At 55.1% G+C, this 12,907-nt stretch carries 13 protein-coding genes and 1 pseudogene; 8 read left to right on the forward strand and 6 right to left on the reverse strand.

The window, feature by feature from the left end; all coding sequences use genetic code 11:
• Nucleotides 1-5 precede the first annotated feature (5 nt).
• The 6 genes from AC13CN_RS06515 (at nucleotide 6) to fnr (ending at nucleotide 6,298) form a co-directional block, all read left to right on the forward strand.
• Complete coding sequence (locus tag AC13CN_RS06515; protein ID WP_058577155.1) at nucleotides 6-530, forward strand: FixH family protein; 525 nt, start codon at nucleotides 6-8, stop codon at nucleotides 528-530.
• Nucleotides 527-2,977 carry a heavy metal translocating P-type ATPase gene (locus AC13CN_RS06520; protein ID WP_483053098.1) on the forward strand — a complete coding sequence of 817 codons (2,451 nt, stop codon included), beginning with the start codon at nucleotides 527-529 and terminating at the stop codon, nucleotides 2,975-2,977. The genes AC13CN_RS06515 and AC13CN_RS06520 overlap by 4 nt, the downstream gene beginning before the upstream one ends.
• On the forward strand, nucleotides 2,974-3,192 hold the full coding sequence (gene ccoS / locus AC13CN_RS06525; protein ID WP_044628710.1) for a cbb3-type cytochrome oxidase assembly protein CcoS: 219 nt from the start codon (nucleotides 2,974-2,976) through the stop codon (nucleotides 3,190-3,192). The genes AC13CN_RS06520 and ccoS overlap by 4 nt, the downstream gene beginning before the upstream one ends.
• Entirely contained in the window at nucleotides 3,189-3,884 is a 696-nt protein-coding gene (locus AC13CN_RS06530; RefSeq protein ID WP_253556914.1) for a sulfite exporter TauE/SafE family protein, read from the forward strand. The genes ccoS and AC13CN_RS06530 overlap by 4 nt, the downstream gene beginning before the upstream one ends.
• A 176-nt stretch (nucleotides 3,885-4,060) precedes the next feature.
• Nucleotides 4,061-5,488, forward strand: a complete 1,428-nt coding sequence (hemN, locus tag AC13CN_RS06535; protein ID WP_228219495.1) for an oxygen-independent coproporphyrinogen III oxidase — start codon at nucleotides 4,061-4,063, stop codon at nucleotides 5,486-5,488.
• Between the two features lie 57 nt (nucleotides 5,489-5,545).
• Entirely contained in the window at nucleotides 5,546-6,298 is a 753-nt protein-coding gene (gene fnr, locus AC13CN_RS06540) for a fumarate/nitrate reduction transcriptional regulator Fnr (RefSeq protein WP_054640963.1), read from the forward strand.
• Here fnr and AC13CN_RS06545 read toward each other — a convergent pair.
• From AC13CN_RS06545 to AC13CN_RS06565, 5 genes and pseudogenes are all read right to left on the reverse strand, one after another.
• Nucleotides 6,285-6,641, reverse strand: a pseudogene (locus tag AC13CN_RS06545) (tRNA 2-thiocytidine biosynthesis protein TtcA); the annotation flags it as partial. The gene fnr and the pseudogene AC13CN_RS06545 sit on opposite strands and share 14 nt — an antisense overlap.
• A gap of 200 nt (nucleotides 6,642-6,841) precedes the next feature.
• On the reverse strand, nucleotides 6,842-7,708 hold the full coding sequence (ttcA, locus tag AC13CN_RS06550) for a tRNA 2-thiocytidine(32) synthetase TtcA (RefSeq protein WP_054640964.1): 867 nt from the start codon (nucleotides 7,706-7,708) through the stop codon (nucleotides 6,842-6,844).
• Between the two features lie 491 nt (nucleotides 7,709-8,199).
• Nucleotides 8,200-8,970 carry a hypothetical protein gene (locus tag AC13CN_RS06555; protein WP_022522210.1) on the reverse strand — a complete coding sequence of 257 codons (771 nt, stop codon included), beginning with the start codon at nucleotides 8,968-8,970 and terminating at the stop codon, nucleotides 8,200-8,202.
• A 16-nt stretch (nucleotides 8,971-8,986) separates the two neighbouring features.
• On the reverse strand, nucleotides 8,987-9,721 hold the full coding sequence (locus AC13CN_RS06560) for a HupE/UreJ family protein (protein ID WP_022522209.1): 735 nt from the start codon (nucleotides 9,719-9,721) through the stop codon (nucleotides 8,987-8,989).
• Nucleotides 9,722-9,774: 53 nt separating this feature from the next.
• Nucleotides 9,775-10,143, reverse strand: coding sequence for a hypothetical protein (locus AC13CN_RS06565; RefSeq protein WP_074218044.1), 369 nt, complete (start codon nucleotides 10,141-10,143; stop codon nucleotides 9,775-9,777).
• Between the two features lie 133 nt (nucleotides 10,144-10,276).
• Between AC13CN_RS06565 and AC13CN_RS06570 the strand changes: the two genes are divergently transcribed.
• The gene (locus AC13CN_RS06570; RefSeq protein WP_008957440.1) at nucleotides 10,277-10,552 is read left to right on the forward strand and encodes a metal-sensing transcriptional repressor; all 276 of its coding nucleotides are present in this window, start codon (nucleotides 10,277-10,279) and stop codon (nucleotides 10,550-10,552) included.
• Between the two features lie 34 nt (nucleotides 10,553-10,586).
• Nucleotides 10,587-11,957, forward strand: a complete 1,371-nt coding sequence (locus AC13CN_RS06575) for an MFS transporter (RefSeq protein ID WP_228219494.1) — start codon at nucleotides 10,587-10,589, stop codon at nucleotides 11,955-11,957.
• 502 nt (nucleotides 11,958-12,459) lie between these two features.
• Here the strand turns inward: AC13CN_RS06575 and AC13CN_RS06580 are convergent.
• Nucleotides 12,460-12,907: transposase (locus AC13CN_RS06580; protein WP_483053099.1), on the reverse strand; the 448-nt coding region annotated here is incomplete at its 5' end.

Below are 12,907 nucleotides of genomic sequence, written 5' to 3' on the forward strand. Positions count from 1 at the left end.
GCGTCATGTCAGACACCTCGATTCCGCCCTGGTACAAACAGTTTTGGCCGTGGTTTTTACTAGGGCTGCTGTTTTCGTCCATCCTATTTAGTACTGGCTTCGCCATCATGTCGATCAAGAGCTACGACGGCATGGTGGTCCAGGAGGATTACTACGAGCACGGTAAAGCTATTAACATGGTGCTGGCGAAGCAGGAGCGCGCGCGCGAACTCAATTTGAGCGCCGACCTGCGCATCGACCCACTGACTAGCGATATTGTGATCGACCTTGCTGGCGATGCTCGTCCGGATAAACTCTATTTGGACCTCATCTTCCCCACCGAAGATGACCGTGATCAATCCTTCGTACTAGAACACGTGCGCGAAGGCCGCTATATCACTCAGGGGCCGGATAATTTGCGCTACCGCTGGTACCTACAGATTCAGCCCGTGCAAGGCGATGACGCCGAGTGGCGCCTGATCGGCGAAGCCCGCTTCCCCAATGAAACGAGCGTTGCCCTTCTGCCCGGAGGGCGGTCAGAGAGCGAATGAGCACTAAAGCGCTAAGCTGCTACCACTGCGGCAGCCCGGTGCCCGACGGCGCACCGTGGCAAATCGTGGTGGACGACACGCCCCAGTCATTGTGTTGCCCCGGCTGTGAAGCCGTAGCACACGCCATCGTCGACGGCGGCTTAGAGAGCTACTACCGCTACCGTACCGAACTGCCCGAGCGCCCCGATGAGCGTCAAGCTGCAAAAGCGGATACTTGGTCGGTGTTTGACGATCCAGGGCTGCAGGCGCAGTTCGTTCACCCAGACGGCGATGAGGGCCACGTCAGGGCAACGCTGGCTGTAGAAGGGATTACCTGTGCCGCCTGCGCGTGGCTCATCGAGCACCGCTTGAACGCGCTTGAAGGCGTTGTCTCTAGCGCAGTCAACCTGACCCATCACCGCCTGCGGGTTTCCTGGGCCCCAAACGTAGTAAAGCTATCGCAGCTATTCGCTGAACTTGCCGCGATTGGTTACGATGCTCAGCCCTATGAACCCGACCAAGCCCAGACGCGGCTGCAGCATGAAGAGCGCATGAATGTGCGCCGCTTAATAGTGGCGGCGGTCGGGATGATGCAGGTCATGATGTTCTCCATCCCCATTTATGTGTCGGGGCCTGGGGAACTCAGTGAAGACTTCTTTGCGCTGTTTCACTGGCTCTCGTTCGCTCTGGCAACGCCGGTGGTGTTCTTTTCAGCGCAGCCATTCTTCCGTAACGCCCTGCGCGACCTAAAAACGGGCGTGCTAGGCATGGATGTGCCTGTTTCACTCGCCATTGGTGGGGCTTATTTCGCCAGTAGCTACGCGGTGCTGTTTAACGTGGGAGAGGTCTATTTTGACTCGGTCGCCATGTTCACCTTCTTCCTACTGTTTGGCCGCTACGTGGAAGGGCGCGCTAGGCGACGCAGCGGCCATAGCGGCAATGCGCTTAGTGGCGTACTACCGGTCTCTGCTACACGGCTGGAAGCTGACGGCAGCGAACGCATTCTGCCCGCTAGCGAGCTTGCCCCCGGCGACCGCGTACTTATCAAGCCCGGCCACGGCGTCCCCGCCGACGGTATTATCGAAGATGGCGAGTCTAGCCTGGACGAGTCGATGCTGACCGGCGAGTACCTGCCCGTCACCCGCCGTGTGGGCGAACAGGTGGTAGGTGGCAGCCAAAACATGGAGAATCCGCTCACGGTGCGGGTGACTCATGCAGGCCACCATGCACGCGTGGCGGGCATCGTCGATTTGACCGACCGCGCCTTTGCCAGCCGCCCGCGCTTGGCGCAAATGGCGGCGCGCATGGCGCACCTGTTCGTACTGCGCCTGCTGGTGGTCACTGCTTGCGTGACCGTGGCGTGGTGGTTTATCGACCCTTCCCGCATGCTTTGGGTGCTGCTCTCCGTTCTAGTGGTGACCTGCCCCTGTGCGCTGGCACTCGCCACCCCAACGGCTCTCACGGCAGGGCATGGGCAACTGCGCCAGCGTGGCGTGCTGATCACCCGCGCCGATGCCATCGAATCACTTTCTAACGCCACGCGGGTGATTTTTGACAAAACCGGCACGCTCACCCGTGGCGAGATGCAGCTCACCCAAACCTGCCCGTTAAACGAGCAAAGTAGCGAACAGCTACGGGCCATTGCCGCCGCACTGGAAGCCCACTCCGAGCATCCCATTGCCCGCGCGTTTCGCCCGTTCCGCGATGCCACACTGCAGGCGCGTCAGGTGAAAAGCGTCACCGGCAGCGGGCTAGAAGGCGTGCTTAACGGCACAACGTGGCGCTTGGGCAAGCCCGATTTTGCAACGACCGAGCCACTCACGCCGCCCAGCGCCGGGCAGTGGCTGCTGCTGAGTGAAGATAGCGCCCCGCGGGCCTGGTTTAAGCTCCACGACGGTATCCGTGAAGATGCTGCGCAAACCGTAGCCGCCCTGCAGGCCAGAGGGCTTAACGTTGAGTTACTGTCAGGCGATACGCAGGAAGCCGTAGAGAGCTTAGCCGAGCAGCTCAACATCACCACCTGGCACGCGGGCAAATCACCAGAGGGCAAGCTGGAGCGGCTGCGTGAGCTGCAGGCGCAGGGCGAACGTGTGGTCATGATTGGCGACGGCATTAACGATGTACCGGTGCTCGCCGGTGCCGATGTGGCCATTGCCATGAATGGCGCCACCGACTTGGCACGCACTCGGGCCGATGCGGTCTTGCTCAGCCCACGCTTAATGCGTATTTTCGAGGCCATCGAGATTGCCAGCGCCACTCGGCGCATCATGTGCCAAAATATGATTTGGTCGGTTTGCTATAACTTCTCTGCGCTTCCCCTGGCCGCGATGGGGCTGGTACCGCCTTGGTTGGCGGCGATCGGTATGTCGCTAAGCTCTCTCTTCGTGGTAGGTAATGCGCTGCGCCTCACGCGCTGGCGTACCTCACCCGCTCCTCAGATAGCCCCAGCCACACCGGTGACCGTATGACCATTCTCTACCTACTGATTCCGCTGTCGCTGATTCTGTTGGGGCTGGCAGTGTGGGCGTTCTTCTGGGCCGTGAAGAATGACCAGTTCGACGACTTGGAAGGCCCTGCCCATCGCATTCTGTTCGACGACGATGAGAACGATCTCACCCCCGAACAGCGCGCCGAGCGCAAAAAAGGTACCAAGCCACCCCGTGACCGTGAGCCACCGCCGTGAACCCGACCGGACTTGACCTGCCGCCGTTGATGGCGGCGTTTGTGTTTGGCCTGATGGGGGGTGCTCACTGCATTGGCATGTGCGGCGGCATCATGAGTGCGCTCACCTTTGCCGTGCCGCCCAGCATGCGCCACCCAGCTCGCATGGGGGGATTGCTGCTCAGCTATAACACGGGCCGTATCCTGAGCTATATGACGGCAGGGGCCTTGGTGGCCGCGCTCGGCACCTTAGTCTCACTGTCACCTCAGGTGCGTATCGCGCTGCAGGTCGTCGCGGCGGTGATGCTGATCCTAATGGCGCTGTATATCGCCAACTGGTGGAAAGGGCTATTGAAAGTCGAAGCCGTGGGGCGCAGGCTATGGCGCTTCATCGAACCCGTCGGGCGGCGTTTGATGCCCGTGGTTCACCTGCCGCAAGCCTTTGCGCTCGGTGCCCTGTGGGGCTGGCTGCCTTGTGGGCTGGTGTACTCGATGCTCGCCTGGAGCTTGGCCATCGCCGACCCGCTACAAGGGGCGCTATTGATGGGGGCCTTCGGCCTGGGAACGCTGCCTGCCCTGTTAGCCACGGGTCTGGCCGCCCGCCAGCTCAGCCAGTTAATTCGTCACCCGGCGACTCGTAGCCTTGCGGCGCTGACGATTATCGGTTTTGCCCTGTGGCAGCTTTGGGCGCTGATGCCCCATGCCGGGCATTAAGAGCTTACCCATCAAACTCCTCTAGACAATACTCAATATAAACATCCTATCGCTTGATATAGCTCAACGCTTTCCCTTCTACGCTGACGTAGCATTCCAACACGCGTTCGAGCTGCGAAGCTCGTCGCTTATGTTGATCGGTTCTTGCTTTGCCCTGCTACTTAGGAGCGCTCCTTATGCCCGTTCATGCCACTGCTGCTCTCGCTCACCCTATTTCCGCAGCGGTTGAGGCCACCGCCTGGGATGACGCCCTGATACGCCGCTACGACACCAGCGGCCCTCGCTACACCTCATACCCTACAGCACTCTCGTTTCACGACCAGTTCACCGCTGACGATATGACCCAGGCGCTTGAGCGCAGCAATGCCAGCCAAAAGCCGCTCTCGCTTTATGTTCATGTGCCCTTTTGTCGCAAAATCTGTTTTTACTGCGCGTGCAATAAAATCGCCACGAAAAATACCGCCCTCGCCGAGCCCTACTTGTCTCGGCTGGATCGAGAAATGGTGCTGACCTCCCGGCATCTTGATACAAAGCGGCCAGTGCAGCAGCTGCATTGGGGCGGCGGCACGCCGACGTTCTTAACCCTGGCGCAGATGAGCGATTTAATAGACCGCCTGGATGCACGGTTTGGCTTATCGAGCGCACCGGACCGCGACTACGCTATTGAAATTGACCCACGCGAAGCGGATGTCTTTACCCTGCGCCACCTGCAGTCGCTGGGCTTTAATCGCTTAAGCCTGGGCGTTCAGGATCTCAACCCACAGGTGCAGGCAGCGATTAATCGCGTGCAGCCACGGGTGCTCACTGAAACCTTGATGGATGAAGCGCACCGGCTTGGTTTTCGCTCGCTCAACCTCGATTTAATTTATGGCCTGCCTTTTCAAACCGAGCAAAGCTTCGCTGATACCCTAAGCCAAGTGATTGAACTGAGCCCGGCACGGCTGTCGGTCTTTAACTATGCCCATATGCCAACCCGCTTTGCGCCCCAACGGCGTATTAATGAAGCCGACCTGCCCAGCGCGGATGAAAAACTGGCTATTTTGCGTACCACTATTGAGATGCTGACCCAAGCGGGTTATGTACATATTGGTATGGATCACTTTGCTCGCCCAGAGGACAGCTTGGCTCAGGCACAGCGCTACGGTACGCTGCAGCGCAACTTCCAGGGCTACTCAAGCCATTCCCAGTGCGACTTGATTGGTTTGGGGGTGTCGGCTATTTCTCGGGTAGACGACGTTTACGCACAAAACCCCACTCAGCTGTCCCACTATGAAGCTGCCTTAGATGAAGGTAGGCTAGCGACTGTAAAAGGGTTACTCTTAAATAAGGATGACCTAATGCGCAGAGAGGTGATTGAGCGCTTAATGTGCGATATGGCCATTGACCTTGAAGCAATAGGCCAGCGTTGGCAGATAAATGCCGCTGACTACTTTTCAACCGCTCTTGAACGGTTGAAAACCGCCGAGCAGGATGGCCTGCTAGTGCGCCAAGGCCTCTATTTACAAGCTACGCCCACCGGACGGCTGTTGATTCGGCACTTAGCCATGGCCTTCGATAATCACCTGCAACATCAGGGCAACCAACGCTACTCGAAGATTTTATAAGCGTATCGAGACACCTACCCCCTGCGCCTATGATGGCTAATAAAAAGGGAGCACCACATGTCATATCCTGCCAGCCAACGACGTTCACTGCTGCAAGAGGCGCGCTGCCAAACCTGTAGCCTAAGCTCGCTGTGCCTACCGCTTGCCCTAGAGCTTGAGGATATGAGCCAGTTCGATGCGATTATCCGCCGCCGCTCGCCGTTGAAAAAAGGCGAGCGGCTGTTTCGCCAAGGAGATCCTTTCACCAGCGTTTACGCGGTGCGCTCTGGCAGCTTGAAGCAGGTGACTAGCGAAGGGAATGGCAACGACCAGCTCACCAATTTCTTTCTACCCAGCGAGCTGGTGGGTCTGGATGGGATTGACGAAGAACACTACCCCGGCACCGTGATTGCCCTGGAAACCACCACGGTATGCGAAATTCCGTTTGACCGTTTGGACTCGCTCTCCGAGGAGCTGCCCGAACTGCGCGGCCAGCTTTACCGCAGCATGAGCAAGGAACTACGAGACGACCGGCGGATGATGCGTTTACTGTCACGCAAAACTGCCGATCAGCGGCTGGCCAGCTTTTTGATTACACTTTCTGACCGTTTTCGGCGCCGGGGCTACTCCCCCTATAGCTTCCGGCTTTCCATGTCACGGGCAGATATGGGCAACTATCTAGGCCTCGCGGTGGAGACGGTTAGCCGTATTCTTAGCCGCTTTCAGCAGCAAAACGTGGTGGCCGTCTCCGGGCGCGAGGTCAATATTTTGGATATGCAGCGCCTCATCACCCTGGCGGAAGAGGAAGCCCAGGCGGTTAACTCACGTTAAACGCCTGAATGCGCCCTTCCATCAATGCGGCCTGCTTCGCTTCCAGACCGGCAAAATCAAACAGCTCACGGTCGGCAAGCTGCGAAGGGGCAACGTTGGTCACCGCTTTGAACATACTTTCCAACCGGCCGGGGTGTTTTTTATCCCACTCCGCCAGCATCTCTTTGACAACCTGGCGCTGCATATTGGGCTGAGAGCCGCACAGGTTGCAGGGAATGATCGGAAACTCCATCAGCCTCGAAAACTCCGCAATATCCGCCTCTTTGCAGTAGGCCAGCGGGCGAATCACGATGTTTTTACCATCATCCGAGAGCAGCTTCGGTGGCATGGCTTTTAAGGTGCCTTATATGCCAAATTTTTTAAAAGAGGAAGAGTGAGTGAGTAAAGCATTACAATACAGTCACTTAATTTTCTTTCTTCTAAAGAAAACAAACACAAGCCATACAAAAAATTCATTTTTTGTAAAAAAAAGCTTTAAGCAAATGCAGTTGATCAAAATATAACCAAAGACAGCCCAGATACACCAATGTATTCTTTACAAAATCATAGGTTGATTGCTTCTATAAAATTGGTCGAAGAAACATCTACACTGCCAGTATGGTTCGAGATGACTTTACTAGACCTGTCGATATCGAGATTGTGGAAATCGAAAAGATTTAAGTCAGCTAGTTGGCTTGGACTTACATTCTGGATACCGTTAAATATGTTTTCAATACAACCCGCTTTTTGTTTTTCCCAGCCTGCCAACATGTTTTTTATATTCTGTCTTTGTAAGTTCTCCTGAGAACCACAAAGATTACATGGAATAATTGGAAATTCTACAATTGATGCCAGCTTAGCAATATCTTTCTCACGACAATAAGAAAGCGGTCTTATTACAATATTTCTTCGATCATCACTTAGCAGCTTAGGAGGCATTGCCTTTAACTTACCGTTAAAAAACATATTCAAAAAAAGAGTTTCTACAATGTCATCCATGTGATGGCCAAGAGCTATTTTTGTAGCCCCAATCTCCTCAGCAAACCCATATAGAGAACCCCTTCTAAGTCTCGAACAAAGTGAACAAGTAGTTTTCCCTTCAGGAGTTTTCTCTTTAACAATTGAATATGTATCCTTATCCATAATATAATAATCAATATTATTCTTTTTGAAGAAGCCAGGAAGAACATGCTCCGGAAAACCGGGTTGTTTTTGGTCGAGATTCACAGCGACCACATCAAAATTAATCGGTGCTACTCTCTTCAAATACAACAGAGTATCAAGCATAACAAATGAATCTTTGCCACCACTTATGGCAGCCATTACTTTGTCACCATCTTCAATCATAGAATAATCACAAACAGCTCTCCCAGCGTTAGCCCTTATTTTTTTATAAAGCTTGTTCAAATCCATCTTTTCTTTAGGCTTCATAAACCACCATTAAAATAAAAGTTATAAATAAATAACAAATCAAAATCTTCATAACCAATATTCTAAATCAGATGGCATAAATTTTCGACAGATGAATTGAGATATTCGATGGGAGATAGAGTGTTTCAAATTCCTGAGCTAGCAGAAGCTTCAGATGCATGAGCATATGACCAACATTCGACATTTTGTCGATTCGCAATCTCGCTAAGTTGAGATTGGGTGCTTTGTTCGCTAGAGCTGACTCGGAGGTAGCCGATCGTCGCCAGTAATACCGGATAGTCCCGTTTGTATAGCGATGGTAGGAATCAGACCGTCGCTAACCGGCCAATAGAAGACTTTCAGATATTTCGCATATATGCCTAAATATTATATTAAATCAGATAACCCAACGACCACTATCTCATCTAATTCTGTAGACGGTTTCCCCATCAATGTAGCGACGCTGATGGCAAAGGCCCCTAACGCTCAGGAGAGCGCTAGGGGCCACTGCTTTAGAGAACCTTATTCAGCTCCCCATAGTCCCCTCCAACACGCAACATCACGGTCACGTCGTTATCATTGCGATTACGAAAGAACCAACCGTGGTTACCGGTGAACGCGGCTTCCAGTTCACCCTCATCTTCGGGCACGCCGCGTCCTTTCTCATAGCTAATCGAGTTGCCATTTCCGTCACCGTGTGTGTCGAAATTAAGTGGCCCCCCATCGGAAGCCCAAGCGAATGTCGCGACAGCGCCTTCTTCCATCGTCAGCTTGTACTCGGTGCCCTCGCCCGGTGTGAGGGTGAAGCTCACTTCATCGCCCCATGTGGCAGCTTCTTCAGTTGCCTGGGAGGCTGCCTCCTCAGCGGCCAAAGCGTCAGCAAGCGCTAAGCTAGCCTCGGGCTGCACCATCTCTTGGTCAGATACCGAGGAGGCTACTTGCTCCGGCTCTACATCTGATGCTTGTTGAGCAGCAGTGTTTGCAGCCGTGGGCTGGTTATCACTTGCTGATTCTTGAGGTGCAGTGGGTTGTGATGCCTGCATGGCAGCGGCTTCGTCATTAGCCTGGTCAAGCTCGGCCTCCTCGGCCAGTTGGGCCTTGATTTCACCCATCTCGGTCAGCCCCAACAAGCGGCCCGCGCCGGTGGGGTCGATGGCATACTCTGCGGGCAGCACCACGGTGACCAACAGGGCAATAGCTATTACCGCCGCCAGCAACGTAGATCGAAGTAATTTACCCGTCGAAGGTAACTCAGCACGGGTAGGAAGATCGGTATTGTACATTTGGGTCTCTCCTGAATTAGGCGATGAAATAGCCGGTGAGCTGATAACCGACCAGCATAAAGCCAGCGCACATCATGGCGACGTTAGCGGTATAGGCGTGGCGTAAGAAGCCATTGGTGCTTCGCCAGAACCCCATCACGATAAGGATGGCACTTAGGGCCAGTAGCTGGCCGATCTCTACCCCAACGTTGAACGCCAGGAGATTGGGGACCAATCCATCAGAAGAGATATCGTACTCAATGATCTTGCTCGACAATCCAAAGCCATGGAACAGGCCGAAGACCAACGTCGCCACCTTGGTATTGGGCTGAAAGCCGAACCAGCGCTGATAAGCACCGATGTTATCGAGTGCCTTGTAGACAACGGAGAGACCGATGATGGCATCGATGAGGTAGCTATTGATGCCGATATTAAAGTACACCCCCAGCAGCATGGTCGTAGAGTGACCGATGGCGAAGAGGCTGACGTAGATGGCGATATGCTGCATTCGATAGAGGAAAAAGATCACCCCTAGCAAAAACAGGATGTGGTCATACCCCGTCACCATGTGCTTGGCACCGAGATAGCCGAATGAGATCAGGTGAACGCCATAGATCTCCTGGATGTACCCTTTGTCGCCTTCAGCAACGGCGTGGGCAAGGGCTTCACCACTGGCTCCCAGGAGCATCACCAGCAGTGTGAAAAGGGTCAGCGCGTGGCGTCGGGCCAAAACAGGCAAGCCGAACGCACCCCCTAGTTGGGATGGAAACATAAAACCTCCACGGGTTTGTCATTAAGTGTTGGCCGTCCAGTGGACGGCCCCAGTCATCCAGCGATGACCGGCCGTGGAGGACGCTCCAAGCGGTAGACACGACGCAGCGGTAGGCCGCTGCGTTCGCCTAGCCGCAGGGCGTCGCGGAAGTTCGGCTCGACGGTAATGCCTGTCCCAGGCCGATCCGCTTTTTCATGGAAATGACTGCCACTCTCATTATGCAGGTGGCGACTGTCTTCGTGCTCGTGGCCATGGGTATGCCCATGGCCCTTCTGCACATTCTCATGGAGAGACGACTCAACGCCAACCATGCTCGCTGCCCCATGCGCACGCGCCTCACCCACACTAGTGATTACCAGGCTAGGCAGGAACAGCAACAGAAAGGTCAGATAGCCAAGGCGGTGACGCAGCCGATTGAGCATGTAGAGCAACCAGGATTAAAGTAAAAGTCAGAAAAATAGATAACCGTCTGCCTTGAATCATAGCGTTGGCAGAATAACGGCGATAGATTACCATCCCCTCCGGGGGGATAGGAATATAATAAGGGAAAAGAAAATGACAATGCATACTCACCAGTCACATCCCGATATCGTCAAGCGCCTGAACCGCGCTCGGGGGCACCTTTCGAGTGTGACCCAGATGGTAGAGGATGGACGCCACTGTCTGGACATCGCTCAACAACTCCATGCGGTAGAAAAAGCCATTCAGCAAGCTAAACGCACCTTAGTGCTGGATCACATCGACCACTGCCTAGACGAAGCCCTGGGTACTCAGAATCAAACGCAACGGGCACGGGCTGAAGAGTTCAAGACGATTGCACGCTACCTGTAAGCGCTTTTAGGCACCCCTCATTTGAGGAAGTTCTATGCTCGATGTACTCGCCCACCGCGTCTACCGCCATCTCTTTCTAGCGCAGGTCATTGCACTGATCGGCACTGGCCTGACCACGGTTGCTCTGGCGTTGCTGGCTCACGATCTTGCTGAAGGTCAGGCGGGCGTCGTGCTAGGCACGGCGCTGGCGATCAAGATGGTCGCTTACGTGGGCATTGCCCCTTTGGTCGGCGCTTATGCATCACGCCTGCCTCGGCGCACCTTATTGGTTAGCCTGGACTTGCTGCGTGCAGCCGTGGTTTGCGCACTGCCTTTTGTTACCGAAGTGTGGCAGATCTATGTGCTGATCTTTCTGCTCAATGCTTGTTCAGCTGGCTTTACGCCCGTTTTCCAGGCGATGATCCCTGACATTCTCGAAGACGAAGAGCAGTACACACGAGCATTGTCCCTGTCGCGTCTCGCCTATGATTTAGAGAACCTTCTTAGCCCGATGGCGGCGGCGGCATTGCTGATGGTGATGGGTTTTGATGTCCTGTTTGTACTCAATGCTCTGGCCTTCGTTATCTCTGCCGCCCTGGTTATATCGGTGATCCTGCCTGCGTCTCCCCCCCTAGAGGAAGCCCCCGGCGTCTGGCGTCGCGTTACTCATGGTATGCGGATTTACCTGAAGACGCCCCGGTTGCGCGGGCTACTGGCGTTGAACCTGGCTGTTTCAGCCGCCGGGGCCATGCAGATCGTCAACACGGTGGTACTCGTACGCTCGGTGTTGAATTTGGGCGAGAAAGAAGTCGCACTGGCCTTTGCCGCCGCAGGCGGGGGCTCCATGCTAATAGCCTTACTGCTGCCCAAGGTGCTGGAACGGGTGTCCGAGCGGCCAGTCATGCTGCTGGGTGGCGTTATGATGGCACTCAGCCTCTACCTGGGCTGGCTGGGCCCATCGTTTGCGGGGCTTGTCGGGCTATGGTTACTGCTGGGCGCTGGGGCCTCGTTGGTCATGACCCCCTCCGGACGCCTGCTCAAACGTTCATGCCAGCCGGAGGAGCGTCCAGCGCTGTTTGCTGCCCAGTTCTCGTTGTCACACAGCTGTTGGCTAGTCACCTATCCGTTGGCAGGCTGGCTGGGAGTGAACCTGGGACTGACGGGTACGTTCGCTTTGCTGGGAACGGTGGCCCTGGCGGCAACGGGGCTCGCGGCCCTTATCTGGCACGCACATGACCCGATGGCTCTTGAGCACGAGCACGCTGCCCAAAGTCACACCCACCTGCACTACCACGATGAACATCATCAGCACGAACATGAGGGATGGGAGGGGCCGGAACCTCATCGCCATTCCCACCATCATTCCCCAGGCTCACATGGGCACGTCTTTGTTATCGATGACCACCATTCCCATTGGCCATCGTAAAACGAGTAAGGACGCGGGCTTGGGAAATAAACGTGGGATGCGAACTGCCAATCTTACTAACGCGGGTATACAACATGCTCACCTTTTATTAAGGCGTAATATTAATAGGAGGTTTTTGCGCAAAGTAAGCTTTAACAGGCTTGCTAGTGTGGCAATGTGTAGGTGTAAAGAAAACGACGCAATCTTATTTTTAGCTTACCGTAACGAATCGACCCGTAACGCACTAGCAAAGTAAATCCTAAGTTTAATACAGCGCTTTCGTTTTAGTAATCCTGAATCCGTGAAGCCGGCGCCGACACTTTCCCTATCACCGCCAGCGAGCACTTTTTGATCATTCGCCCCGTGCAAGTTGGCTTTCGCAAGCCCGTTATTGCCAAAACCCACCGTGCTGATCGGTGCTGACGGCCCGTTTTGTCATGCCTTTCCACCCGCCAGGCACGACATATCTGGCGATCGCGTGTCGCTTGGAACTGCTTGTGGATAGAGTGTCGCCGATTGACGGTCAGCATGGCGTTCCTCGTGGATAACGCAGTCGGCTCCGCAGCGTCTTGAGCACCGTCATGCGCCCGATATCCTGCCCGAAGTCAAGGATGATCTGCCGCGCCTTGTGAATCACGAGCGCCGCACGATGCACCAGCTCTTGTAGCACGGTGCGGATCCGGCGCCGCTTGGCGGGATGGCGCACCGGGCTCAGCTCGCCGGTCATGCCCAGCTGTCCCATCAGGCGCAGGATGTTGTAGGCCAACTGGGCGAGATGCAGGATCAGATCGTTGGTGGCGAACTTGCCGGACGGCAAGCGCTCCAGGTCGAGATCGGTCTTGATCTCGCTGTGAAACTGCTCATGGGTGGCATGCGCCTGGTAGCGCTTGATCACCGCCTCCGGCGCCTCGTCCAGGCTGGTCCACCAGCCTTCCAACTCATAGTCCGGTTCGAGCAGCAACTGGCCATCG

It is taken from the genome of Vreelandella sp. L-25, from assembly GCF_056857535.1.